General features: G+C 70.0%; 24 protein-coding genes and 1 pseudogene. 15 read left to right on the forward strand and 10 right to left on the reverse strand.

Features of this window, described 5'->3' with window-relative positions:
- Positions 1-219 precede the first annotated feature (219 nt).
- From ACFU8Q_RS19570 to ACFU8Q_RS19580, 3 genes are all read left to right on the forward strand, one after another.
- The gene (locus ACFU8Q_RS19570; RefSeq protein ID WP_384455273.1) at positions 220-2,175 is read left to right on the forward strand and encodes a 2-oxoacid:acceptor oxidoreductase subunit alpha; all 1,956 of its coding nucleotides are present in this window, start codon (positions 220-222) and stop codon (positions 2,173-2,175) included.
- Positions 2,168-3,226 (forward strand): 2-oxoacid:ferredoxin oxidoreductase subunit beta, encoded by a 1,059-nt coding sequence (locus ACFU8Q_RS19575; RefSeq protein WP_384455276.1) that lies wholly within the window; start codon positions 2,168-2,170, stop codon positions 3,224-3,226. The genes ACFU8Q_RS19570 and ACFU8Q_RS19575 overlap by 8 nt, the downstream gene beginning before the upstream one ends.
- A gap of 102 nt (positions 3,227-3,328) precedes the next feature.
- Complete coding sequence (locus ACFU8Q_RS19580) at positions 3,329-5,284, forward strand: APC family permease (protein WP_384455279.1); 1,956 nt, start codon at positions 3,329-3,331, stop codon at positions 5,282-5,284.
- Positions 5,285-5,313: 29 nt separating this feature from the next.
- Here the strand turns inward: ACFU8Q_RS19580 and ACFU8Q_RS19585 are convergent, their stop codons facing one another.
- Positions 5,314-5,715: a winged helix-turn-helix transcriptional regulator gene (locus ACFU8Q_RS19585; RefSeq protein WP_384455282.1), complete on the reverse strand. Its 402-nt coding sequence runs from the start codon at positions 5,713-5,715 to the stop codon at positions 5,314-5,316.
- 107 nt (positions 5,716-5,822) lie between these two features.
- On the opposite strand from ACFU8Q_RS19585, the gene ACFU8Q_RS19590 reads away from it, so the two are divergent.
- The 4 genes from ACFU8Q_RS19590 (at position 5,823) to ACFU8Q_RS19605 (ending at position 9,836) form a co-directional block, all read left to right on the forward strand.
- Positions 5,823-6,683 (forward strand): SDR family oxidoreductase, encoded by an 861-nt coding sequence (locus tag ACFU8Q_RS19590; protein WP_384455285.1) that lies wholly within the window; start codon positions 5,823-5,825, stop codon positions 6,681-6,683.
- A gap of 150 nt (positions 6,684-6,833) precedes the next feature.
- Positions 6,834-7,817 (forward strand): EamA family transporter RarD, encoded by a 984-nt coding sequence (gene rarD / locus ACFU8Q_RS19595; protein ID WP_384455288.1) that lies wholly within the window; start codon positions 6,834-6,836, stop codon positions 7,815-7,817.
- Positions 7,818-7,979: 162 nt separating this feature from the next.
- A complete protein-coding gene (locus ACFU8Q_RS19600; protein WP_384455291.1) occupies positions 7,980-9,551 on the forward strand; it encodes an FAD-dependent monooxygenase in 1,572 nt (523 codons plus the stop codon).
- A 57-nt stretch (positions 9,552-9,608) separates the two neighbouring features.
- The gene (locus ACFU8Q_RS19605) at positions 9,609-9,836 is read left to right on the forward strand and encodes a hypothetical protein (protein ID WP_384455294.1); all 228 of its coding nucleotides are present in this window, start codon (positions 9,609-9,611) and stop codon (positions 9,834-9,836) included.
- A gap of 278 nt (positions 9,837-10,114) precedes the next feature.
- Here ACFU8Q_RS19605 and ACFU8Q_RS19610 read toward each other — a convergent pair whose 3' ends face one another.
- Entirely contained in the window at positions 10,115-10,294 is a 180-nt protein-coding gene (locus ACFU8Q_RS19610; RefSeq protein WP_384455339.1) for a hypothetical protein, read from the reverse strand.
- Between ACFU8Q_RS19610 and ACFU8Q_RS19615 the strand changes: the two genes are divergently transcribed.
- From ACFU8Q_RS19615 to ACFU8Q_RS19625, 3 genes are read left to right on the forward strand one after another with little or no spacing between them, the layout of a single operon-like run.
- Positions 10,250-10,567 (forward strand): Scr1 family TA system antitoxin-like transcriptional regulator, encoded by a 318-nt coding sequence (locus ACFU8Q_RS19615; RefSeq protein ID WP_384455337.1) that lies wholly within the window; start codon positions 10,250-10,252, stop codon positions 10,565-10,567. The two genes, ACFU8Q_RS19610 and ACFU8Q_RS19615, sit on opposite strands and share 45 nt — an antisense overlap.
- Positions 10,568-10,578: 11 nt before the next feature.
- Positions 10,579-10,770 carry a DUF397 domain-containing protein gene (locus ACFU8Q_RS19620; RefSeq protein ID WP_384455297.1) on the forward strand — a complete coding sequence of 64 codons (192 nt, stop codon included), beginning with the start codon at positions 10,579-10,581 and terminating at the stop codon, positions 10,768-10,770.
- Positions 10,763-11,008 carry a DUF397 domain-containing protein gene (locus tag ACFU8Q_RS19625; RefSeq protein WP_384455300.1) on the forward strand — a complete coding sequence of 82 codons (246 nt, stop codon included), beginning with the start codon at positions 10,763-10,765 and terminating at the stop codon, positions 11,006-11,008. Before ACFU8Q_RS19620 ends, ACFU8Q_RS19625 begins: the two co-directional genes overlap by 8 nt.
- A gap of 120 nt (positions 11,009-11,128) precedes the next feature.
- Here ACFU8Q_RS19625 and ACFU8Q_RS19630 read toward each other — a convergent pair whose 3' ends face one another.
- Positions 11,129-11,770, reverse strand: a complete 642-nt coding sequence (locus tag ACFU8Q_RS19630) for a CGNR zinc finger domain-containing protein (RefSeq protein ID WP_384455303.1) — start codon at positions 11,768-11,770, stop codon at positions 11,129-11,131.
- A gap of 22 nt (positions 11,771-11,792) precedes the next feature.
- On the opposite strand from ACFU8Q_RS19630, the gene ACFU8Q_RS19635 reads away from it, so the two are divergent.
- Positions 11,793-12,242, forward strand: a complete 450-nt coding sequence (locus tag ACFU8Q_RS19635) for a VOC family protein (RefSeq protein WP_384455306.1) — start codon at positions 11,793-11,795, stop codon at positions 12,240-12,242.
- 170 nt (positions 12,243-12,412) lie between these two features.
- Here ACFU8Q_RS19635 and ACFU8Q_RS19640 read toward each other — a convergent pair whose 3' ends face one another.
- Positions 12,413-12,808, reverse strand: coding sequence for a VOC family protein (locus tag ACFU8Q_RS19640; RefSeq protein ID WP_384455309.1), 396 nt, complete (start codon positions 12,806-12,808; stop codon positions 12,413-12,415).
- A gap of 50 nt (positions 12,809-12,858) precedes the next feature.
- Positions 12,859-13,065 (reverse strand): annotated as a pseudogene (locus ACFU8Q_RS19645) (nitroreductase family deazaflavin-dependent oxidoreductase); the annotation flags it as partial.
- Between the two features lie 254 nt (positions 13,066-13,319).
- Between ACFU8Q_RS19645 and ACFU8Q_RS19650 the strand changes: the two are divergent.
- Complete coding sequence (locus ACFU8Q_RS19650) at positions 13,320-14,126, forward strand: HAD family hydrolase (RefSeq protein ID WP_384455312.1); 807 nt, start codon at positions 13,320-13,322, stop codon at positions 14,124-14,126.
- Positions 14,127-14,172: 46 nt separating this feature from the next.
- Here ACFU8Q_RS19650 and ACFU8Q_RS19655 read toward each other — a convergent pair whose 3' ends face one another.
- From ACFU8Q_RS19655 to ACFU8Q_RS19675, 5 genes are all read right to left on the reverse strand, one after another.
- Positions 14,173-14,787: a TetR/AcrR family transcriptional regulator gene (locus ACFU8Q_RS19655; RefSeq protein ID WP_384455315.1), complete on the reverse strand. Its 615-nt coding sequence runs from the start codon at positions 14,785-14,787 to the stop codon at positions 14,173-14,175.
- A 195-nt stretch (positions 14,788-14,982) separates the two neighbouring features.
- On the reverse strand, positions 14,983-15,942 hold the full coding sequence (locus tag ACFU8Q_RS19660) for an ABC transporter permease (protein WP_384455318.1): 960 nt from the start codon (positions 15,940-15,942) through the stop codon (positions 14,983-14,985).
- Complete coding sequence (locus tag ACFU8Q_RS19665) at positions 15,929-16,900, reverse strand: ABC transporter ATP-binding protein (RefSeq protein ID WP_384455320.1); 972 nt, start codon at positions 16,898-16,900, stop codon at positions 15,929-15,931. Before ACFU8Q_RS19665 ends, ACFU8Q_RS19660 begins: the two co-directional genes overlap by 14 nt.
- A 101-nt stretch (positions 16,901-17,001) precedes the next feature.
- Complete coding sequence (locus ACFU8Q_RS19670; protein ID WP_384455323.1) at positions 17,002-18,279, reverse strand: outer membrane lipoprotein carrier protein LolA; 1,278 nt, start codon at positions 18,277-18,279, stop codon at positions 17,002-17,004.
- Between the two features lie 218 nt (positions 18,280-18,497).
- Positions 18,498-19,508, reverse strand: coding sequence for a polyprenyl synthetase family protein (locus ACFU8Q_RS19675; RefSeq protein ID WP_384455326.1), 1,011 nt, complete (start codon positions 19,506-19,508; stop codon positions 18,498-18,500).
- A gap of 156 nt (positions 19,509-19,664) precedes the next feature.
- Here ACFU8Q_RS19675 and ACFU8Q_RS19680 point away from each other — a divergent pair, with 156 nt between their 5' ends.
- The 3 genes from ACFU8Q_RS19680 to fahA all read left to right on the forward strand — a co-directional run bounded on the left by ACFU8Q_RS19680 (position 19,665) and on the right by fahA (position 24,728).
- Complete coding sequence (locus ACFU8Q_RS19680; RefSeq protein WP_384455329.1) at positions 19,665-21,164, forward strand: peptide MFS transporter; 1,500 nt, start codon at positions 19,665-19,667, stop codon at positions 21,162-21,164.
- Between the two features lie 9 nt (positions 21,165-21,173).
- Complete coding sequence (locus tag ACFU8Q_RS19685; protein WP_384455332.1) at positions 21,174-23,168, forward strand: CocE/NonD family hydrolase; 1,995 nt, start codon at positions 21,174-21,176, stop codon at positions 23,166-23,168.
- 330 nt (positions 23,169-23,498) lie between these two features.
- The gene (gene fahA, locus ACFU8Q_RS19690) at positions 23,499-24,728 is read left to right on the forward strand and encodes a fumarylacetoacetase (RefSeq protein WP_384455335.1); all 1,230 of its coding nucleotides are present in this window, start codon (positions 23,499-23,501) and stop codon (positions 24,726-24,728) included.
- The last annotated feature ends 33 nt before the right edge of the window (positions 24,729-24,761 follow it).

The raw sequence follows: 24,761 nt of genomic DNA on the forward strand, positions 1-24,761 counted from the left end.
CGATCGGAGTCCTAGAACCAAAGAATGAGTGCACAGCATCTTCATCGAACGGCTGGGGGGCTTGCCAAACATGACAAACCGGTATCAAATCGCGTCTCAAAACGACGTCCACCATATGATCGGTCCAGGGAAGGCGACCCTTACCGACGTAGGGTGGGCCTTGGGACCGTCGGCGGGCCGGCCGGTCCCGAGCCGCCGCCCCGAGGGAGGTCCAGTTCAGTGACCAGCCAGGTCAGTAGCCCAGCCGAACAGGCCGATGAGGCCAGCGAGGCGCTCGTCGGGGGACCGCGTGCCCCCCATTCCGATCATGCGGGCGCCGGCGAGAAGGAGATCCGCCGTCTGGACCGGGTGATCATCCGTTTCGCGGGTGATTCCGGGGACGGTATGCAGCTCACGGGTGACCGGTTCACTTCGGAGACCGCGTCGTTCGGGAATGATCTTTCGACGCTGCCGAACTTTCCCGCTGAGATCCGGGCCCCCGCAGGTACTCTGCCGGGGGTTTCGTCGTTCCAGTTGCATTTCGCCGATCATGACATCCTGACGCCGGGCGACGCGCCGAACGTTCTGGTCGCGATGAACCCGGCCGCACTGAAGGCGAACATCGACGATGTGCCGCGCGGCGGTGAAATCATCGTGAACACCGATGAGTTCACCAAACGCCCGATGGCGAAGGTCGGCTACGCGACGAGTCCGCTGGAGGACGGGTCGCTGGAGGCCTACAGCGTTCATCCGGTGCCGTTGACGACGCTGACGATCGAGGCGCTGAAGGAGTTCGGGCTTTCGCGCAAGGAGGCCGAGCGTTCGAAGAACATGTTCGCGCTCGGGCTCTTGTCGTGGATGTATCACCGGCCGACGGAGGGGACCGAGGCGTTCTTGCGGGCGAAGTTCGCGAAGAGGCCGCAGATCGCCGAGGCGAACGTGACCGCGTTCAGGGCGGGGTGGAATTTCGGGGAGACGACGGAGGACTTCGCCGTCAGTTACGAGGTGGCGCCCGCCTCGCAGGCCTTCCCCGCGGGCACGTACCGCAACATCTCCGGGAACCTGGCACTGTCCTACGGGTTGATCGCCGCGTCCCGGCAGGCGGACCTGCCGTTGTATCTGGGCTCGTATCCGATCACTCCGGCCTCGGACATTCTGCATGAGCTCAGCCGGCACAAGAATTTCGGTGTGCGTACGTTCCAGGCCGAGGACGAGATCGCGGGGATCGGGGCGGCGCTGGGGGCCGCGTTCGGCGGGTCCCTCGCGGTGACGACGACGTCGGGGCCGGGGGTGGCGCTGAAGTCGGAGACGATCGGGCTGGCGGTGTCACTGGAACTTCCTTTGGTCGTCATCGACATCCAGCGTGGCGGCCCGTCCACGGGGCTGCCGACCAAGACCGAGCAGGCCGATCTCCTCCAGGCGATGTACGGGCGCAACGGTGAGGCCCCGGTCCCGATCGTGGCGCCCAGGACCCCGGCGGACTGCTTCGACGCCGCGCTCGACGCCGCCCGGATCGCCCTGACCTACCGCACCCCGGTCTTCCTCCTGTCGGACGGGTATCTCGCGAACGGGTCCGAGCCGTGGAGGATCCCCGACGTGGACGACCTCCCGGATCTGCGGGTCCGGTTCGCGACCGGCCCGAACCATGAACTGGCCGACGGCACCGAGGTGTTCTGGCCCTACAAGCGTGACCCGGAGACCCTGGCCCGCCCCTGGGCCCTGCCCGGCACCCCGGGTCTCGAACACCGGATCGGCGGGATCGAGAAGCAGGACGGCAGCGGCAACATCTCCTACGACCCCGCCAACCACGACTTCATGGTCCGCACCCGCCAGGCCAAGACCGACGGCATCGAGGTCCCCGACATCCAGGTCGACGACCCCGACCAGGCGAGCACCCTGGTCCTGGGCTGGGGCTCCACGTACGGCCCCATCACCGCCGCCGTCCGCCGCCTGCGCGCCACGGGACAGCAGATCGCGCAGGCCCACCTGCGCCACCTCAACCCCTTCCCGGCCAATCTCGGCGAGGTACTCAAGCACTACGACAAGGTGATCGTCCCCGAGATGAACCTCGGCCAGCTCGCCACCCTCATCCGGGCGAAATACCTCATCGACGCACACAGCCACAACCAGGTCAACGGCATGCCGTTCAAGGCCGAACAACTGGCGGCGGCACTGAAGGAGGCCATCGATGCCTGACACCAACCCCCTCCTCCACCTGGTACCCAAGGCCGACGCCGAACAGACCATGAAGGACTTCAAGTCCGACCAGGAAGTCCGCTGGTGCCCCGGCTGCGGCGACTATGCCGTCCTCGCCGCCGTCCAGGGCTTCATGCCCGAACTCGGCCTGGCCAAAGAGAACATCGTCTTCGTCTCCGGCATCGGCTGCTCCTCCCGCTTCCCGTACTACATGAACACCTACGGGATGCACTCCATCCACGGCCGCGCCCCCGCCATCGCGACCGGACTCGCCACCTCCCGCCGCGACCTGTCCGTCTGGGTCGTCACCGGCGACGGCGACGCCCTGTCCATCGGCGGCAACCACCTCATCCACGCCCTGCGCCGCAACGTCAACCTCAAGATCCTCCTGTTCAACAACCGGATCTACGGACTCACCAAGGGCCAGTACTCCCCGACCTCCGAAATCGGCAAAATCACCAAATCGACGCCGATGGGCTCCCTCGACGCCCCGTTCAACCCGGTCTCCCTGGCCCTCGGCGCCGAAGCGTCGTTCGTCGCCCGCACCATCGACTCCGACCGCAAACACCTCACCGGCGTCCTGCGCGCCGCGGCCGACCACCCCGGCACGGCCCTGGTCGAGATCTACCAGAACTGCAACATCTTCAACGACGGCGCCTTCGAAGCCCTCAAGGACAAGGACCAGGCACAGAACGCCGTCATCCGCCTGGAGCACGGACAGCCGATCCTCTTCGGCACGGACCACAGCAAGGGCGTCGTGCGCGACCCGGCCACCGGAGACCTGTCGGTCGTCACGGTCACCGACGACAACAGGTCCCAGATCCTCGTCCACGACGCCCACGCCGCCAGCCCCACCACGGCCTTCGCCCTGTCCCGCCTTGCCGACCCCGACACCCTCCACCAGACCCCCATCGGAGTCCTGCGCAGCGTCGACCGGCCCGTCTACGACACACAAATGGCCGAACAACTCGACACCGCCGTCGAACAGAACGGCAAGGGCGACCTGGCCGCGCTCCTCGCGGGCAACGACAACTGGACCGTCGTCGGCTGACGGTTCCCGTCATCGTCACCTGCCGTCGCCGGACGGGCTGAATTTCGGCCCGTCCGGCGATTGCGTCCAGGGGCGCGCCCGACCACCGCGCACCATGTGGCCATGACCCTGGACCGCCCCGCCTACCGCATCAAGCGACGTCTGCTCGGCAGAGCTCTCACCACCGAGCGCATCAGCGAGGAGAAGCTGAACAACCGGACGGCGCTCGGGGTGCTCGCCTCCGACTGCGTCAGCTCGACCGCGTACGGCTCCGAGGAGATGCTCCGGGTCCTCGTACCCGTCGTCGGTGTCGCCGCCTTCACGCTGCTCATGCCGGTGACCGGCGCGATCCTGCTGGTGCTGCTGCTGGTGACGCTCTGCTACAGCGATGTCGTGATGATCTACACCCGGGCCGGCGGTTCGTACGTCGTCGCCCGGGAGAACTTCGGGCCGAACATCGCGCAGATCGCCGCCGTGGCACTGCTCGTCGACTACATCGTGACCGTGGCCGTGCAGGTCTCGGCCGGTACCAACGCCCTGATCTCGCTGGCCCATCTGGTCGGCGAGAACTTCACCGGGCTGGACCATCTCCAGCTCCCGGTCTCCGTCGCCGTCATCGTGCTGCTCGCGTACGGGAATCTGCGCGGGGTCCGCGAGGCGGGCCGGGCCTTCGCGCTGCCCGCCTACCTCTTCATGGCCGCCGTCGGCCTCGTTCTCCTCGTCGCCGCGCTGCGCGGGATCTTCGGCGAGCTGCCGCACGCCGATCTGCACGCCGCCGGGGTCGTGCCGCTCGGCACCCCGGGCAACGGCTGGCTCTACGGCGCCTCGATCTTCATCGTGCTGCGCTCGTTCGCCAACGGCGGGTCGTCCCTCACCGGGCTCGAAGCGATCTCCAACGGCATCTCCACGTTCCGTGAACCCCAGGGCCGCAATGCCCGCCGCACCCTCATCGCCATGAGCGCGGTGCTCGGCACCCTTGTGCTGGGCGTCTCCACGCTGGCGCACTTCACCCACGCGGTGCCGTACAAGGACGGCACCCCGACCGTGATCGCACAGGAGGCCCACCTCGCGTTCGGCAGCGGGCCGGCCGGTACGGCCGGGCTCGTCTTCGTACAGCTGGCGACCGCGCTGATCCTCTACACCGGCGCCAACACCCCGTTCACCGGCTTCCCGTACCTCGCCAGTTTCGTTGCCGAGGACCGGTTCCTGCCGCGCGTGCTGACCCGGCGCGGGCACCGGCTGGCGTTCTCCAACGGCATCATCTCGCTGACCATCGTCTCGCTGGCACTGCTCCTGGCCACCGGCGCCAGCGTGGACAGGCTGGTGGCGCTGTACGCGATCGGCGTGTTCACCGCGTTCACCATGGCCGGGGCCGGTCTCACCGCGTACCACCTGCGGCGCCGGGAGCCGCACCGCCGACTGAAGATCGTGGTCAACGGGCTCACCGCGTTCATCTCGGCCGCCGTCGTGCTGATCTTCGCGGTCACCAAGTTCACCGAGGGCGCCTGGCTGGTCGTGGTGGTCTTCCCGCTCGGGGTCTGGGCACTGACGCGGATCAACCGCGAGTACCGGCACGAGGCGGCCGCGCTGCAGAGCATCCAGGCTCCGGGCGCCGACCGTGCCCGGACCCGCCGCCATCTGGTCTTCGTGCTCGTCGAGTCGCTCGACCTGGCGACGCTGAAGGCCCTGCGGTACGCCCATGAGCTGCGTCCGGACGAGATCCGGGCGGTGCACTTCGCGATCGACGAGGCGTACGGCAGACGGCTGGCCGCCCGATGGGAGTCGACGGCCGCCACGACCGTGTCCCTGGAGCTGGTGGCGTGCCCGGACCGGCGGCTGCGCAATGCGATGCGGCAACTGGCGGTCCGCACCACGGAGGACGGGAACACCTGGCTGACGGTGCTGGTCCCCCGGCGTACGTACCGCAACGTGCTCGGGAAGCTGCTGCACCGGGGCACGGGTGAGCAGATGGCGAAGACGCTGGCGCCGCTGCCGCACGTGGCGGTGACGATCCTGCCGTTCGACGTCTCGCGGGCGCTACGGACGCTGGAGGAGGGGCGAGCACCCCAGCCGGACTGACCGCTGCTTTCCCGCTGCTTCCGGGGGCCCTACGCGTCGTACGCCTTCCGCGCGTCGTACGTCTCGCGCGCCGCGTGCACGGCGTCCAGACGGCGCTCCGTCCAGCGGGCCAGCGCCCATACCTGCTCGGCGGCCTCCCGGCCCAGCCCCGTGAGCGAGTAGTCGACCCGGGGCGGGATCACCGGCTTCGCGTCCCGGTGCACGAAACCGTCCCGTTCCAGGGTCTGGAGGGTCTGAGCCAGCATCTTCTCGCTGACCCCGCCGACCTCGCGGCGCAGTTCGCTGAAGCGGTACGAGCGCTCCAGCAGCGCGGCGAGGACCAGAACGCCCCAGCGGCTGGTGACGTGTTCGAGCACCAGCCGGGAGGGGCACATCTGCCGGTTCACGTCGGGCTTCCGGCTCAGGCTCGGGCCCGGGTCACTCACGTTCATGCAAGTACCTTACTTCAAAGTGGGTACTTTCGTCTGGTTAGTGCACCCCGTACGGTGAGCTCAAGAGCCCGAACTGAGGACAAGCGCCACCGAAAGAGGAGAAACCCATGAGCATCGTCGTCACCGGAGCCACCGGAGAGCTCGGCCGTCTCGTCATTGACCAGCTGCTCGCCACCGTGCCCGCGACCGAGATCGCCGCCGTCGTCCGCGACGAGGCGAAGGCCGCCCCGCTCGCCGCCCGCGGCGTCGAGCTCCGCGTCGCCGACTACGACCGTCCGGAGTCCCTCAAGGACGCCTTTCGGGCCGGTGACCGCGTCCTGCTCATCTCCGGCAGCGAGGTCGGCAGGCGCGTCCCGCAGCACACCGCCGTCATCGACGCGGCCAAGGCGGCGGGCGTCGCGCAGTTCGCGTACACCGGCGTACTGGGCGGCCCCGACGCGGACTTCACGCTCGCCGACGAGCACAAGGTCACCGAGCAGCTGATCCTCGACGCCGGCCTGCCGCACACCTTCCTGCGCAACGGCTGGTACACCGAGAACTACACCGCCAACCTCGCCCCCGTCCTGGAGCACGCCGCCGTCGTCGCCAACGCGGGCGACGGACGGGTCGCCTCCGCCACCCGCGCCGACTACGCCGCCGCGGCGGCCGCCGTACTGACCGGCGACGGCCACATCGGCGCGGTCTACGAGCTGAGCGGCGATGTCGCCTGGTCGTTCGCCGAGTACGCGGCCGAGGTCGCCAGGGCCACCGGCAAGGAAATCGTCCACAAGAACGTCCCGGCGGCGGTCCACCAGGAGATCCTGGTCGGCGCCGGCGTGCCCGAGGTTTTCGCGGCGATCCTCGTCGATGTGGACGCCGCGATCGAGCGCGGGCTGCTCGCCGGTACGAGCGGCGACCTGGCCCGGCTGATCGGCCGGCCGACGACGCCGCTCGCCGAGACGGTGGCCGAGGCGGCGGCCACGGCGTAACTCCGCCGCTCCCTCCTCCGGCACCCCAGGGGCCTCATGTCATGACCGTATGACGATACGGCTATGACATGAGGTCCTTCCGGCGCTACCGTCGTGCAGTCGACGGATCGGTCGACGCGGAGCAGCTGACACAGACATGGGGGTGGGCCCGTGAAGGGGACGACCGACCAACGGGCCGGACTGCTGTCCGGTATCGGCGCATACGGCCTGTGGGGCATCGTTCCCCTGTTCTGGCCACTGCTGAAGCCCGCCGGCGCGATCGAGATCCTCGCCCACCGCATGGTCTGGTCCCTCGGCGTCGTCGGCATCGCGCTGCTGGTGCTGCGCCGCTGGTCCTGGATCGGCGAGCTGATACGGCAGCCGAGGAAGCTCGGCCTGATATCGGTCGCCGCGGCCGTGATCACGGTCAACTGGGGTCTGTACATCTGGTCCGTGAACAACGGGCACGTCGTCGAGGCCTCGCTCGGCTACTTCATCAATCCTCTGGTCACCATCGCGATGGGCGTCCTGCTCCTCGGCGAACGGCTACGCGCCACGCAGTGGGTGGCGGTCGGCACGGGCGTCGTGGCGGTGCTGGTGCTGGCGATCGGTTACGGACGGCCGCCGTGGATCTCGTTGACGCTGGCGTTCTCCTTCGCGACGTACGGCCTGGTGAAGAAGAAGGTCAACATGGGCGGCCTGGAGTCGCTCACCGCCGAGACCGCCGTGCTGTTCCTGCCCGCGCTCGGCTATCTGCTGTGGCTGGGCGCGCAGGGCGACTCGACGTTCGCCTCCGAGGGCCTCGGCCATGCGTCGCTGCTGGCCGCGACGGGTGTCATCACGGCCACGCCGCTCGTCCTGTTCGGAGCGGCGGCGATCCGCGTACCGCTCTCCACTCTGGGCCTGCTGCAGTATCTGGCACCGGTCTTCCAGTTCATCTGCGGCATCCTGTACTTCCACGAGGCGATGCCGCCGGAGCGGTGGGCCGGATTCACCCTGGTGTGGCTGGCGCTCGCCCTGCTGACGTGGGACGCGTTCCGGACGTCACGGCGGACAAGGGCGCAGGCGCAGGCCCTTGCGGCGCAGCCTGCGCCGTCGGCACCGTCGGCCGGGGACGCCGCTTCGTCCTCGTCGGCCACGACCCCGGCGCGGTGACCAGCGCCCCGGCCGCCGGCATCACCACCGGGACGACGAGCGCCGCCCCGTAGGCCGCCAGGGTGGCTTCGGGCGAGCCGTCCGCAACTTCAGTTACCGGGTTGCTTTTTTAACTCGGTTACGATTCTCTGGGTGGTCACGGACCGCGACCGAGGAGCCCGCATGCCCACACCCGCCACCGCGCCCATCACCCAGGTACTGATCGTCGGCTCGGGCCCCACCGGCCTGACCCTGGCCTGCGATCTGGCCCGTCGTTCCGTCGCCGTACGGATCATCGACAAGTCGCCCGAGTTTCCGCGCAGCTCGCGGGCCAAGGGACCCAACCCCCGTTCCCTGGAGATCCTGGAGGACCTGGGAATCGTGGACAGGGTGCTGGCGGCGGGCTCGACGCCGCCGCCGATGCGGAAGTACCGCAACGGGCTGCCGATCACCGACACCGACCCGTTCGAGGCGTCGCGCCCGACGCCGGACGCCCCGTACGACCGACCGTGGATGATCGCCCAGTGGCGGCTGGAGGAGATCCTGCGGGACCGTCTGGCGGAGTACGGCGTACACGTGGAACTCGACGCGGAAGCAACCGGGTTGGCGGCAGGACTCGACTCGGTGACCGTCACGCTCGCCGACGGCCGGAGCCTCGCGGCGCGGTACGTGGTGGGCTGCGACGGCGGTCACAGCTCGGTACGCAAGCTGCTCGGCATCCCGTTCGAGGGGAAGACGACCGAGGAGCAGACGAGTGTCTGCGGGGACGTGGAGGCGGACGGCCTCGACCGCGGCTACTGGCACCAGTGGTTCGACGAGGACGGTGCCGTGCTGCTGTGCCCGATCCCGGGTACGCGGTCGGGCTGGTGGTTCCAGGCCGGCCCGGAGCGGGACCGGGCGGGCGCCCCCGTACCGCCCTCGCTGGAGAGCTTCCGCCGGCTCTTCGCCCGGCACACCGGGCTGCCGGGCACCCACCTGACGCGGGCCGACCTGCTGTCCACGTACCGGGTCAACGAGCGCATGGCCGACCGCTACCGGGTGGGCCGCGTCCTGCTGGCCGGGGACGCCGCGCATGTGCACTCCATCGCGGGCGGGCTGGGCATGAACACCGGAATCCAGGACGCGTTCAACCTGGGCTGGAAGCTCGCCCGGGTCGTCACCGGCCAGTCGGATCCGGGCCTGCTGGACACGTACGAGGAGGAGCGGCTGCCCGTGGCCTCCTGGACGCTGGACATCACCTCCGAGCGGCTGCGGGTCACCCTCGAAGCGATCAAGCAGCCGGGCGGCGGCCTGGACGCGGCGGGCTCAGCCGAGACCACGGGCCTGACGCGTGGGTACCACTGGAGCTCTCTCTCCCCCACGGGCTCCACTCCCCGTCTGCGAGCGGGCGACCGCGCCCCGGACGCCCCCTGTCGCAATGCCGTGACGGGCGCACCGACCCGCCTCTTCGAAGCGTTCGCCGGACCGCACTTCACCCTGCTGGGCTTCGGCCCGGGCACTGCGGACGCGCTACGTGCGACGGAAGCGGCGTACGGCGACGCGGTGCGGGTGTACGGGGTGGGCGCGGGCGGCCCCGCCGATCTGGCCGACGAGGCCGGCCACGCCCGTACGGCGTACGGCATCGAGCCGGGCACCGACACCCTCGTCCTGGTCCGCCCGGACAACCACGTGGCACTGATCTCAGAGGCGGTGGACAGCCGGGCCGTCGGCACCTACATGGACCACTTGAGCGGTACGGCATTCAGGCGGCTCTGAGCGCGTCGCGCCGGGTAATCCCGGAACCGTCACGCACTCATATTTTCCTGACATGCTATGAGCCGATTCACGCGCGCGTGCGGGAACTCCCGCGTGCTCCTGCGCACCGCCACCGCCGCCCTGTCCACGCTGTCGTTCCTGGTCTTCGGCGCCTCGCCCACGGACCACGCGGACACCGGCGCGGGTCGGACCCACCCGTCCGGCCCCACCTCCCTGCGACCCGTTCACGTCGTCGAGGCGTACCCGCAACAGCGCATCCCCGGCCCGTGGTCCACAGCCTCCTGACCGAGCCGGAGTTCCCGGCGTGATCGCCCGGGGCGAGCGATCCGACGGGTCGCTCGCCCCCTCCCCGCCCAACCCTCCCCCCTTGGCCGTGCACTCCACCCGGAGCAGCTTCCCGCCCTGCCTCGGCAGCCCGCCACGCATGGGGTACGCGCCCCAGCTCTCCGCGTAGAGAGCGAGGAGGTACAGCCCCCGCCCCCGCTCCGCCGGCTCCGCCGGGGTCTCGGCGCTCCACCGGAACGGCGCCGGGATGTGCGGATCGGTGTCCCGGACACTCAGCCTCACCCGGCTGCGCCCGGCATCGCGCAGCCGCAGGGAATACGCCCCGAGGAGTACAGGTAGGCGTTGGTGACCAGCTCGCTCGCCAACAGCTCGGCGATCTCGGTGAGTTCGCGCATGCCGTGCACGCGCTGCGGATGAGGTTCGGCGGTCCGGACATCGCCCGAGGCCGGCTCCGGCACTTGCGCAAGATGAGCGAACATTCCCACGCGACCATCCGCGTGATCCCCTTCGAGGTCACGCACTACCCGGGCTCGGGGCAGTCGGTGTACTACGTGCGCGGCCCGGTGCCCGCCCTCGATACTGCGCAGCTCGACCAGTCGCATGGTCCCGTGTTCATCGACGCCGAGGCCCAGTTGGCGCAGTACCGTCTGCTACTCGCACGACTCGACAATGCGGCACTGGGTATCGAAAAATCCCGAGAACTCATCCACGAGATCGCCAAGAGCCTGTGAAGGGAACCGAGATGTCCGCCTACGCCCGGCAGAAGTCGTCCTACTGCGCGCAGGGCGAAGCCTGCGTGCACATAGCCGCCGCACGGACCGGAGCAATAGCGCTCATCGAATCCGGCGACCCCAACGGCGCGATACTTCATACCCGCACCGCCGCCCTGGCCGCGCTCCTCCACGCCGTCAAGAAGGACACTCTCCATGGCTGACGTCCCCACCGACCTCACCTGGGTCCGCGCCGCCCCCGAGGGGGAGGAGGGTCCCGGCCCCTGGATCGAGATCGCCTTCGGACCGGACGAACTCGTCTACCTCCGCGAGACCGGCGACCCCACCAACATCGTCACCACTACCCGCACCAAATGGGACGCTTTCACGCTGGGCGTCCAGGCCGGCGAGTTCGACCACTTCATCGAGAGCGCCGAGGGCACCCCACCCGCTCAGCACTGATCACCATCACACCGGCCCGCAGACCCAGCCCCCGCGCAAAAACGTGACACCCCGCGGGTCGACTGTCACGTTCGCGCAGGGGGTACCCCCTGCGCCCGGCGGAGCGGCCACAGGACCTCCTCAAGACCGCAGAGGATTCCGGTCAGCCGAGGGATCGGTCGCGGCGTGCCGGGCCCGGTGGGCCCGTACCTTGTGGAGGTTTCCGCAGTGCTCCATCGCGCACCAACGGCGCCTGCCCGGCCGTGAGGTGTCGACGAAGAGCAACTTGCAGTTTTCGGAGCCGCATTCGCGGATGCGGTCGGCGTAGGGGCCGGTGAAGAGCTCCACCGCATCGCGGGCGACGGTCGATAGCAAGGCCGTTCCCGTGACATCCGGGGCCCATGCGAGGCGGCCGGAGTCGGCGTCGATGCGAGGGACGAGCGGGGGCTCGGCCGCCGTGGCGTTCACCGTGGCGAGGTCGGCAGCGGCGAGGGTGTGGCCGTGCGCGCGGGCGGCGGTCAGGTTCCAGAGGGCGGCGCGCAACCGGTGCGCCCGGCGCAGCTCCTCTGCGCTCACCGAGAGGGACAGGCCCTCCGGCAGCCGGCTCTCGCCTGCCCATCGCACCAGGTCGGCGGGGGTGTGCAGCACCTCGTACGCCGCGTACCGCGCATACCCGCCGGTGGGCAGCAACTCCAGGCACAGGGCACCCGGATCGAAGCGGTAGGGGCGACCCTCCCGCGTACGGAGAGTCAGGCCCGGCGTACCCGTTGCGGACTCGGTCATGTAACCACTATAAACGGTTACCATGGTTCTGAACTATAAAGTCGTCATCGACTCGACCGACCCGCACGCCCAGGCCGCCTTCTGGGCCGAGGCCCTCGGCTACCTGGTCGAGGACAACAGCCCCCTGATCGACCGACTGCTCGGCCTCGGCGCGGTCCCGGAGGCGGCAACCGTCATGGTCGACGGCCGCCGGGCCTGGCGCGACCTCGGGGCGGCCCGGCACCCGGACGATCCGTACGAGAAGGAGAGCGGAACGGGCCTCGGCCGACGGCTCCTCTTCCAGCGCGTGCCAGAGGCCAAGACCGTGAAGAACCGCCTCCACCTGGACGTCCACGCGGGACCGGAGCGACGCGACGAAGAGGTGACCCGGCTGGAGGGGCTGGGCGCGAAGGTGCTCCGCAGGGTCGAGGAACCAGGAGGCACATGGACTCTTCTCGTCGACCCCGAGGGCAACGAATTCTGCGTGCAGTAGCCGCGGACACGGCTGCCCTGCCGACCGGCCCGAGCCCGGAGATCAGCATGCCGGCGCGGCGAGCTCAGGACGCAGGGGCGAGGGCGCACGGATGACGGTCCGGGCCGGAGCCCTGCCGCACCCTGCGGTGCGATCGGCAGGGCCCCCGCCCCGGAGCCGGGCCGCGCGATTCAGTCCTCCACCACGTCCTGCGGATACCAGCGAAGCTCCACGGTGTTGCCGTCCGGGTCCCGGACGTACACCGACTGCGCCTCGCCCCGGGCACCGGAGCGGCCGACCGGACCCTCCAGCACGGTGAAGGTGCCCGAGTCGATGACCTCTTGCCAGTCCAGCGGCTCGACGACCAGGCAGATGTGGTCGACGTTCGATGCGGAGCGCGGCCGGCCCAGCAGATCGATGATCATGCTCGGGCTGACCCGCACCGACGGGAACGGGAACTCACCGGCCCGCCACTCGTCCACTCTGATCGGCTCCAGGCCGAGTGGGCCGCAGTAGAACTCCAGCGCGCGCTCGACATCCTGCACGTTGAGCACCAGGTGATCGAAGTCCTTGACTCTTACTCGCACGGCACAACCTTTCAGCCATTCACATTCGGTTCGTTTCGGTTCGCAGCGGTTCAAGGAACCGCAGGGGCCGAAGGAGCCGGAGGCCAGGGGACCTCGGCCAGCAGGGGCAGGATCTGATCCTCCTCGTAATCCAGATGCGCGTTCAGCTCCATGGACATCCTGTCCAGCTCCGCGCGGAACCGCTCGGGATTCGCGATGCCGATGTCCGCCAGCAGCGCCACCAACGCACCCTGGATGCGGGCGACCGTGCGGTGTTGCGCGGTGCGGACGGCACGCAGGAAGGCGTGCAAGGCGGACGAGGGTGTGCGGCTGCCGCGCTGTCGCTACGTCAGGTACAGGGTGCGGAGCGGGAACTCATCACGGACCCCTTGAATGCAGGGTGTTCGCCCGATCACCGGCCGGCCCACTGCTCTTTGGCCGGAGTCACGCGACACCGTTTTCATTACACGCAGCCGACCGTCGCCTGTCAACGCGGACGTGTACGCGCCCGGGCCGACCTTAGGCTTGATCCATGCCCATACCACCCGCATATGCCCTCGTCGCCACGGACCTGGACGGCACCCTGTTACGCCGTGACGACAGCGTGAGTCCCCGCACTCGTACCGCGCTCGCCCTGGCCGCCCGGGCCGGGGCGAGGCATCTCGTGGTCACCGGGCGGCCGGTGCCCGGCATACGGGGACTGCTCGCCGCACTGGGCTACCGGGGTCCGGCGGTCTGCGGACAGGGGACCCAGTTGTACGACGCGGGTTCCGGGCGCATGGTGCGTGCGGTCACCCTGGACCGGGAGGCCGCCTACACCGCACTCGGCAAGATCGAGGCCCAGGTGGGACCGGTCCACGCGGCCGTCGACCAGGACGGGGCCGACGGCCGGACACTGATCGAGCCGGGGTATCTGATGCCCCACCCCACGCTCCCCGCCCAACGGACCCGCCATCGCCACGAGTTGTGGTCCGCACCCGTCATCAAGGTGCTCATCCGGCACCCGGAGCTCACCGACGACGCGCTGGCCGAGGCCGCCCGTACGGCGGTCGGCGACCTCGCCTCCGTCACGCTCTCCGGCCCCGGCACCGTCGAACTGCAGCCGTACGGCGTCGACAAGGGAAGCGGGCTCGCGCTGGCCGCGGAGTTCCTGGGCGTGGCCGCGGACACCACGATCGCCTTCGGGGACATGCCCAACGACCTGCCGATGTTCCGCGCGGCGGGGTATGGCGTCGCGATGGCCAACGGTCATCCGGACCTGCGGGCCGCGGCGGACGAGGTCACGTCGTCGAACGAGGACGACGGGGTCGCGGAGGTGCTGGAGCGGGTGTTCGGCTGAGTGGGCGTGAGCGTACCGATCACGGTGATCGTGCCGCGGACGGCTCTCAGCCGTTCCCGCCCTCCGGCGAGCGCGGCTCCGGCGCCCCCAGCGCCCGCAGCACGTGCGCGACCAGGGCCGCGACCGTCTCCTCGTCGTGCACCGGCTTGCGCAGCACATGGCGGTAGTACACCGGGCCGTACAGCATCTCCACGGCCAGTGGAAGGTCGGCGTCCGATGGGATCCGGCCCTGTTCCTGGGCGCGGCGCAGGCGGCCGACGGCCTCCTCGAAGCGGGGGTCGACCAGCTTCGTCCTGACCGCTTCCGCGAGTGCGTCGTCATGGTGGACCTCGGAGAGGATCCCGGCGTACGCGGGGCCGAAGGGCGGCGTGGAGAGCAGCTTCACCGCGCCCATCACATTGGCCCGCAGGTCGGCGGCGACGTCACCGGTGTCGACGAACGGCGTCGTGCCGACCAGCGCGTCGGTGAACGCCTCCAGCATCACCGCACCCTTTGACGGCCACCAGCGGTAGATCGTCTTCTTGCTGACACCCGCTCTGGCCGCGATGGCCTCGACCGTGACCCGGCCGTACCCCTTCTCGGTGCACAGGTCGAGGGCGGCTTCCAGGATCGCCCGTCGTGATCTCTCGCTGCGGCGCAGTGAACTCGGCGATGTGATCATTCGGTGAGCATAGGCGTATTTGAGCCAATTCTTGTTGACAGTCCGTCGCCAGAAGTCGAACAATACTGAGGCGGAAACGGAACGTGCCGTGTCGTATCGTTCCTGCTGTTCGCACCGTTCGTGCCGTTCGTGCCGCGACGAGCCGATCGGGGGACGGCTCGCCCGGCCGACGGCACGAAGGCGGTGCGCCGTACGTCAGGCGGTGATGTCCTTCGCCGTGAAACGGGCCCACGCCGCCGAGCCGAACACCGCCGCGTACAAGCCCTGAAGCCCCAGGTTCTTGACCACGTCGTCCCAGTACATGGGGTCGCGCAGCAGGTCCGCGTACGACATCCAGTAGTGCGGGAAGAGATACGGGTGGATGCCGCTCAACTGCGGGATCGTGTCCACGATCTGCACGGTGATCAGCAGTCCGACGGTGGCGGCCATGGCCGCGATCCCACTGCTGGTGAGGGTCGAGACGAACAGGCCGACTGCCGCGAAACCGATCAGCGACGCGGCGACCACCACGGCGATCAACCCGGCCCGCAGCAGCCCTTCGCCGAAGCCGATCCGGGTGCCCGAGATGGTGGTGACCTCGCCGACGGGGAACAACAGCGCGCCCACCGCCAGCGCCGAGGCCGCCACGACCAGGGTCGCGACCAGGCAGAACGTGAGGACGGAGGCGTACTTCGTGAGCAGCAGCCGGGTCCGGCCCGCCGGGGCGACCAGCAGATAGCGCAGGGTGCCGGCGTTGGCCTCGCCGGCGACGGCGTCGCCGGCCACGACCCCGACGGCCATCGGGAGGAAGACCGGGAGCGTCACGGCGAGGGCCGCGAAGACCAGGAAAAGGCCGTTGTTGGTGACCTGGGAGAGGAACGCGGGGCCGCCCCCGCCACCGCCCGGCCCGGGCGACGAGCCGTGGTTCGTCTCGATCCGCACCGCGATCCCGATCAGTACGGGAACGGCGGCCAGCACCCCGAGCAGCGCGAGCGTGCGCCAGCGGCGGAGCGTGGTGGTCAGTTCGGAGCGGAGGATTCCGAACGTCCGGAGCGGACTGCGCGTCCTGCCCGAACCGGCTGCCCCGCCCGCCCCGGCTGCTTTGCCCGCTCCGCCCGAACCGGCCACGCTGCCCGACCCGCCCGATCCTGCGCGTGCGGCTTCAGCCTGCGACATCGAAACCCTCTCCCGTGAGTGCGACGAACGCGTCCTCCAACGAGGCCCGTTCGACGCCGAAGAATCGCAGGCGCACGCCGGCGTGCACCAGCGCCGCGCTGAGGTCCGCGAGTTCGACGTCGCCCGCCGGGGCCTCGGCGCTCACCCGGTCGCCGTCGACCGTGATGCCGGTGACACCCAGTTCCTTGAGGACGCGGGCGGCGTCACCCGGGTCGGGGGTGCTGACAGCCAGCCGGCCGCGGGCGCCCGCCGCCAGATCCGCTACCGGCCCCTGGGTGATCAGCCGCCCCCTGGCCATCACCGCGGCATGGGTGCAGACCTGCTCGATCTCGTCGAGGAGGTGGGAGGAGAGGAAGACCGTGGTGCCCTCCGCCGCCAGTTCCCTGACCAGAGTGCGGATCTCGCGCATGCCCTGCGGGTCCAGGCCGTTGGTCGGCTCGTCGAGGACGAGCAGTCGGCGCGGCTGGAGCAGGGCGGCGGCGAGACCGAGGCGCTGCTTCATGCCGAGCGAGTACGCCTTGGCCTTCTTGCCGGCCGCCGCGGCCAGCCCGACCCGGTCCAGGGCCTGTCCGACGCGGGCTCGGCGGGTGCGCGGATCGGCGGTCGGGTCGGCGGAGTCGTAGCGCAGCAGATTGTCCCTGCCGCTCAGGAAGCCGTACAGCGCGGGGCCCTCGATCAGCGCCCCGACTTGCGGGAGCACGGAGCGGGCCGCGCCCGGCATGGGCCGGCCGAGGACCCGCGCGGTGCCGGACGTCGGATCGATCAGGCCCATCAGCATCCGGATCGTCGTGGTCTTCCCGGAGCCGTTGGGGCCGAGGAATCCGAAGACGCTGCCCGCGGGCACGCCGAGGTCGAGACCGTCGACGGCGAGTTGGCCATCGCGGTACCGCTTGGTGAGGCCCCGTGTCTCGATCACGGTCGCCGTCCCCGGCTCGATCACGGTTCCGGGCTCTGTCATACGTACTCCCCCTCGGTCGGTCGGGGATTGCGGACCGCCCCACCGTACGGAGCGTACGGCGGGGCGGGTGGGCACTGCCGGGAAGCGCGGCCCGCCCCGGCTCAGGAGGCGCCGTTGGCCGCCTTGACCAGCGTGTCCGGCGTGACCGCGCCGACGTACACCTTGCCGTCGTCCGTCACCAGCGCGTTGACCAGGCGGGTCTTGAAGACCGTGCCCGAGCCGAACGGGCCGGAGACCTTGTCGCCCAACGAGTCCAGGAACTGCTGTGCCTCGGCCGGTACGTCACCCGACGCCTTCGAAGGGAGTCCGGTGCCGCCCGGGGTCCGGATCTCGGCGATCGCGTTCCAGCCCTCGCCGATGACCTTCGTGTCCTTGGCGCCCGAGCCCCCGGCGCCCAGTCCTTCGGCACCCGGGAACATGCCCAGGCCCTCGGCCCCGTCGGCCTTCCGCTGCGCCTTCGCATCGTCGGCCTCGGTCACCTTGGCACCCTTGGGCGGGGTGAACGTGAACGAGGAAGCGGCCGGCTTCGCGAAGTCGACCTTGGTGAATCCGGCGTCGACGACGGCCTTGCCACCGCTGCTCGGAAGCAGCGTGAACTTCAGCGGCACACCGTTCCGCGCGTCGACCGCGACCGTGACCGAACCGATCGTGGAGCCGCTCTGCCTGGGCTTGATGAGCAGCTTGTACGCGTCACGTCCGGCGACCTGCGCCGTGCCGTCGACCGTCACCGAGGTGGTGGGGCCCGCGGCCTTCAGGACCTGCTCGGCGAGCGCCTTCGGCGTGGTCGGCACGCCCTCGGGGGCCGGGGTCGCGTGCCCGGACTTCTCGCCGGACTTCTGCCCGGCCCGGTGCTCGGTCCCGGCCCGCTTCTCGGTGGCGTGATAGGCCTCGTTGGACTTGCTGTCGTACGCCCAGACCTGATCGCCGTTGTGGATCAGGCTGTACTCCGCCGCGCTGTCCAGGATCGACACCCGCTGCTTGTCGGGGCCGTCGGCGGCCACCCGCAGGGTGTGCGTGCCGGACGCCAGCTCCGTCATCCTCGACTGCGGGTCGGCGCTCGAATCGCCCTTGCCGCCGCCACCGCCCTGAGCGAAGGAGCCGGCCAGACCGCCGAGCGACGGAATACCCAGGTCCGTACTGATCTTCACCGTGCCCGAAAGCTGCTGGGTGTCCGAAGCGGCGATCTTCTCGATGAGCTGCTGCGCGGTGATCTCCGGCAGATCGGGGTCACCGGTACTCGCGAGCGCCGGGACGAGCCCGATCGTCGCGGCCGCCACTCCCGCCACCGCGACCGGGACGATGTAGCGCGCCGCCTTGCGGCGGCCGACGGCGGTGCCCCTGGTCCCGCCGTTGCTCTCAACGCTGTCGTTCGGTGCCATATGTGCCCTACCTCCGTGGTCGGCGGCTTCCGTCCGGATGCACTCGTCCACTCCGTGCCGCCATTCTCACCGTTTTGCTCAGGAGTGGTTGTTCTCCATCTGACCAAAACAGCGGCGCGGAATCGTCAGCCCCGGGGAGCAACTCCGCCTACCTCTTCGGTATGACACCACGCGGGCGGATCCCGGCCCGTCCCGTAGGGGGCGCCGTCCGGACGGACTCAGCCCGCGCGGTGCACCACCGCGTCGCACAGCTCCTCCAGCGCGGACTTCGCGTAGCCCTCGGGCAGTGGCGCCAGCGTCGTGCGCGCCTCCTGCGCGTACCGGATGGTGTCCCGCCGGGCGTGCTCCAGCGCCGGGTGGGCGCGCAGTCTGCGCAGCACCTCCGCGTGCCGGGCGTCGTCGCTCAGGTCGCCGTCGAGCAGTTCGACGAGCTCCAGGTCGTCCGGCTTGCCGTCGGCCGCCGCCCGGGCCCGCAGGTGGAGCACGGGGAGCGTCGGGATGCCTTCGCGCAGGTCGGTGCCGGGGGTCTTGCCGGACTCGTGGGAGTCGGAGGCGATGTCGAGTACGTCGTCGGCGAGCTGGAAGGCGACGCCGAGCCGCTCCCCGTACTGGGTGAGGATGTCGACGGCCGACTCGTCCGCACCGGCCATCATCGCGCCGAACCGGCAGGCCACGGCGATCAGCGAGCCGGTCTTGCCGCGCATCACGTCGAGGTAGTGCTCGACCGGGTCGCGCCCGTCGACCGGGCCGGCCGTCTCCAGGATCTGGCCGGTGACCAGCCGCTCGAACGCCTCCGCCTGGATGCGTACGGCCTCCGGACCGAGGTCGGCCAGTATGTGCGAGGCGCGGGCGAACAGGAAGTCGCCGGTCAGGACGGCCACCGAGTTGCCCCAGCGGGTGTTGGCGCTGTCGACGCCGCGGCGTACGTCCGCCTCGTCCATCACGTCGTCGTGGTAGAGCGTCGCGAGATGTGTCAGCTCGACGACGACGGCCGCGGGCACGACACCCGGCGCGTCGGGGTCGCCGAACTGGGCGGCCAGCATGGCCAGCAGCGGCCGGAACCGCTTGCCCCCGGCGCGCACGAGATGCTGCGCGGCCTCTGTGATGAAGGGCACGCCGCTCTTGGTGGCTTCGAGCAGACCCGACTCGACAGCAGCCAAACCGGCCTGGACATCGGCCTCAAGAGCGTGGTCCCGCACGCTCAGTCCGAACGGCCCGACGACGGTCACGAGGGGATCTCCTGTCTGCTGACGATCACACGGAATGTCGATGTGTCGCTGTCATCACTCAAGTCAGCGTATCCGGTCCCCTTTGGATCACCGTGGGCGCCTTCCCGCCACCGCCGGTATGTTCGGGATCAGCTCATACGATCAGGAGTTCTCCCTTTGTCCCACACGGCTACCGACACCGAACCGACCCAGCCGCCGTCCGGCGACGACCATGCCTTTTTCGGCCAGCCACGGGGACTGATGACCCTCTCCGGCCTGGAGGTCTGGGAACGGTTCTCGTTCCTCGGCATGCAGGCGATCCTGGTCCTCTACTTCGCCGACACCGTCGCCCGCGGCGGCATGGGCATGGAGGCGGGCACCGCGGCGTCCGTCTCCGCCGCCTACGGCACCCTCGTCTACCTGGTCTCCGTGGCCGGCGGCTGGCTGGCCGACCGGATCCTCGGCTCGTACCGCGCCGTCCTGTACGGCGGCATCCTCATCGCCTGCGGGCATTACGCCATGGCGGTGCCCACCGACGCCATGACGTGGACCGGCCTCGGTCTGATCAGCGCCGGAACCGGTCTGCTCAAGCCCAATGTGGCGACCATGGTCGGCAAGCTGTACCGCACCGAGGACCAGCGCCGCGACGCCGGCTTCGCGCTGTATTACATGGGCATCAACATCGGGGCGTTCCTCGGCCCGCTGGTCACCGGCTGGCTCGGGGACCACGCGAGCTGGCACTGGGGATTCTCGGCCGCCGCCTTCGGCATGACGATCGGTCTGATCCAGTACGTACTGGGCCGGCGTCACCTGGTCGGCCGAAAGCACAGCGCCGAATTCGCGCTGGAACCGGCACCGATGCGCCGTGCCGTACGGCTGATCGTGATCGGCGCCGTCGTGGTCGCCGCCGTCGCCACCGCGCTGGCCCTGGCGGGCTGGCTCACCATGGGCCGATTCGTCGACGTGCTCACCCTCGTCTCGGTGATCGCACCGGTCGTCTACTTCGCGGTGATGTTCCGCAGCCCGCGGGTCACCAGCGAGGAGCGGGGCAGGCTGCGCCCGTACGTGGTGCTGTTCCTGGCCTCCGTCGTCTTCAACTTCATCCTCTTCCAGGCGTACTCGACGATGATCCTGCTCGCGTCGACCAACGCCCGTACCGAGATCTTCGGCTTCCACTTCCCGGCGAGCTGGTACGCCTCGGCGCTCGGCGCCTTCGAGGTCGCGCTCGCCCCCGTGGTCGCCGCGGTCTGGGCCCGGATGGGCCCGCGTCAGCCGCACGCCTCCAACAAGATCGCGATCGGGGTGATCCTCGGTGGACTGTCCTTCCTGCTGATGGTGCTGCCCACCTCCGGGCACACCGGCGACACCTTCAAGATGGCCGCCTGGTGGATCGTCGGCTCGTACCTGCTGCTCGGTCTCGGCGACATCCTGCTGGAGACCTCCGGCATGTCCGCGACCACCAAGCTCGCGCCCAAGGCGTTCGCCAGCCAGACGATGGCGCTCTGGTTCCTCTCGCTGGCCCTCGCCAACGGCATCCAGGCCCAAGTCGTGAAGCTGTACGGCGAGGTCTCCAACCCCGCCTACTTCGGTGTCAATGGCGCGATCGCGGTGGTGGCCGGTGTGGCCGTCATCGCCGCCGCACCCTGGCTCAAGCGCACCATGCACCCCGTCCACTGAGGTACCGCCATGCACATCCGCAGCACGTTTCCGTACGACACCACGCATGAGGACGTCCGCATCCCGCTGCCGGACGGCACCCGGCTGTACGCCCGGATCTGGCGTCCCGTCACCGACGAACCCGTCCCCGCGCTCCTGGAATATCTGCCCTACCGGCTGAGCGACTGGACGGCGCCGCGCGACTGGCAGCGCCACCCCTGGTACGCGGGCCACGGCTACGCCTCCGTCCGGGTGGACGTACGCGGGCACGGCAACAGCGAGGGCCTGCCGGGAGACGAGTACGACGCGACCGAACTGGCCGACGGGGTCGCCGTCATCCACTGGCTGGCCCAGCAGGAGTGGTGCTCCGGCCGCGTCGGCATGTTCGGCATCTCCTGGGGCGGCTTCAACTCGCTCCAGATCGCGGCGCTGGCCCCCGAGCCGCTGAAGGCGATCGTCACCGTCTGCTCGACGGACGACCGTTACGACAACGACGTCCACTACATGGGCGGCTCGGTCCTCGCCGTCGACATGCACGCCTGGGCGGCCACCATGCTGGCCTTCGTCTCCCGTCCGCCGGACCCGGCGCAGGTCGGCGAGGGCTGGAAGGACATGTGGCTGAAGCGGCTGGAGGCCGTCGAGCCGTATCTCCACAACTGGCTGGCGCACCAGACCCGCGACGACTACTGGAAGCACGGCAGCGTCTGCGAGGACTATTCCGCGATCCGGGCGAACGTCCTCGCGGTGGGCGGCTGGCACGACCCGTACCGCGACACCGTCCTGCGGCTCGTCGAACACCTCGATCCGGACAGGGTCCGCGGGCTCATCGGGCCCTGGTCGCACCAGTACCCCGACCGCGGTCTGCCGCCGGGCCCGGCGATCGGCTTCCTCCAGGAGACGCTGCGCTGGTGGGACCAGCACCTGAAGGACAAGGACACCGGCGTCATGGCCGAGCCGCTGCTGCGGTCCTGGATCAGCGAGTCGCACCGGCCCGCCACGGCGTACGAGACGCTGCCCGGCCGCTGGGTCGGCGACACCAGCTGGCCGTCGGAGAACATCGCGACGGTCGCGTACGCCCTCCAGGGCGGTCCGCAGATCGTCGACTCGCCGCAGCAGACGGGCCTGGACGCCGGGCGCTTCTTCCCGTTCGGCAACGCCGCCGACCTGCCGCCCGACCAGCGCGACGAGGACGCCAAATCGGTCTCCTTCGAGTTCCCGGTCGAGGACGCCCCGATCGAGATCCTGGGCCGCCCCCGGGTGAAGCTGCGCATCCGGATGGACGCGCCCCGCGGCCAGGCGATCGCCCGGCTCTGCGACGTCGCACCGGACGGCTCCTCCACCCTGGTCACCCGCGGCGCGCTCAACCTCTCCGCCCGGCACGGCCGCGACCGCGCGGACGACTGGCCGGTGGGCCGGTACGAGGACGTGTCGTTCGACCTCAACGGCATCGGGCACACCTTCCCGCCCGGCCACCGGATCAGGCTCGCGGTCTCCTCCTCGTACTGGCCATGGATCTGGCCGCAGGCCGGGTCGGTGGGCTTCACCCTGGACGCCGACGGCAGCTTCGTCGAACTGCCGGTGCGCCGGCACACCGAGGATCCCGCGATCCGGTTCGAGGAACCGGAGCAGTCGGAGCCGCTCGGCGTCGTCCACCCCGTGACGCTCGAGGAACAGCGCCCCGAGCGGCTGGTGGTCCGTGACGTCGCCAAGGGCGAATGGCGGCTGGAGGTCGACCCGCGCTACGGCGGCACCCGCGTCTACCCGGACGGCCTCGAATTCACCGAGGACGCCCTGGAGACGTACACGATCCAGGAGGACGACCCGCTCTCCGCCCGTACCCGCTCCGACTGGACGATCCGGCTGCACCGGCCGGAGATGGCGTGGGACGTACGGATCGAGACCCGCTCCGAAATCAGTGCGGACGACACCGACTTCATCACGTCCAACGAGGTGGTCTGCAAGGACGGCGGCGAGGTCGTCTTCCACCGCACCTGGGAGAAGCGGATCCCGCGCACGGCGGGCTGAGAGGGCCCGGCACTGGGCAGCGCGGGTGAAGGAGCGGGGCCGTGGCGCGTGCATCGCAAGGCGGAGGATCGCGTCAGACGGGGTCTCCCCTGCTCGAGCACAGCCGAGAGCTTGCGCAAGGAGCGTTGGTGATTGACGACAACGCCGCGAGGTGCGTGCCCCAGCCCCGCAACGCCTACCGCCGGGCCCTGTGAATCACCGCCGTGCCCTCGCGCCCCCGGGGGCACGGCGGAACTTTCCGGGCATCAGGAGCAGTTGGGACACTCCCGCGAGGTAGCGACACCGACGTAACGTGTCCCCCAAGCGACCTGGAAAGCGAGGCAGCAACACATGCCCGAGCAGAGCAGCCCGCTCGATCTGGCCGAGGGCGACCCCTTCGGTCCGCACAACCTTCCGTACGGTGTGTTCTCCACCCCCGACCACCCCGAGGACCGTCGGGTCGGCGTCCGCATCGGCAACCACGTACTGGACGCCGGAGCCGCGGCACACACACTCGGCTCGCCCTACGCGCAACTCCTCGCCCAGCCGGACCTGACCGCGCTGCTGTCGGCGGGCCGCACCGTCTGGCGGGACGTCCGACGGGCCCTGACCGCCTGGGTGACGGTCCCGGCCCACCGCGCGGACATCGAACCGCTGCTGCACCCGGTCGAGTCCGTGACGCTCCATCTGCCGTACAAGGTCGCGGACTACGTCGACTTCTACGCGAGCGAACACCACGCCACCAACGTCGGGAAGATCTTCCGGCCGGACGGTGACGCGCTGACCCCCAACTGGAAGCACCTCCCGATCGGCTACCACGGCAGGTCCGGCACCGTCGTCGTCTCCGGTACGGACGTGGTGCGCCCCTCCGGCCAGCGCAAGGCGCCCGCCGACCCGGCACCCGTCTTCGGTCCGTCCGTCAAGCTCGACATCGAGGCCGAGGTCGGCTTCGTCGTCGGAGTCGGCTCCACGCAGGGCCGCCCGGTCCCGCTCGGCGACTTCCGCGACCACGTCTTCGGGCTGTCGCTGCTCAACGACTGGTCGGCGCGGGACATCCAGGCCTGGGAGTACGTCCCGCTCGGCCCGTTCCTCGGCAAGTCCTTCGCCACGTCCGTATCGGCGTGGGTGACCCCGCTGGAAGCCCTGGAGGCGGCCCGGATCGCGCCCCCGGCCCGCGACTTCCCGCTGCTCCCCTATCTGGAGGACGCGGGCGAGGAGGAGGCCGGCGGGCTCGACCTGCGGATCTCCGTCGCGATCAACGGACAGCCGGTCGCCGAACCGCCGTTCGCCACCATGTACTGGACGGCGGCCCAGATGCTGGCCCAGATGACGGTGAACGGCGCCTCACTGCGCACCGGTGATCTGTACGGCTCCGGCACGGTCAGCGGCGCCGATCCCGGACAGCGCGGCTCGCTCCTGGAACTGACCTGGAACGGCCGCGACCCGCTGGACCTCCCGGACGGCAAGCGGACGTTCCTGGAGGACGGCGACACCGTGACGATGACGGCCTGGGCACCGGGCCCGGACGGCACGAGGGTCGGCCTCGGCGAGGTCACGGGACGGATCGTGCCGTCCGCATGACGCCTGCCCGTCGACGGCCGCGCTCCGTGACGG

The sequence above is a fragment of the Streptomyces sp. NPDC057543 genome, from assembly GCF_042801895.1.
Classification (GTDB): domain Bacteria; phylum Actinomycetota; class Actinomycetes; order Streptomycetales; family Streptomycetaceae; genus Streptomyces.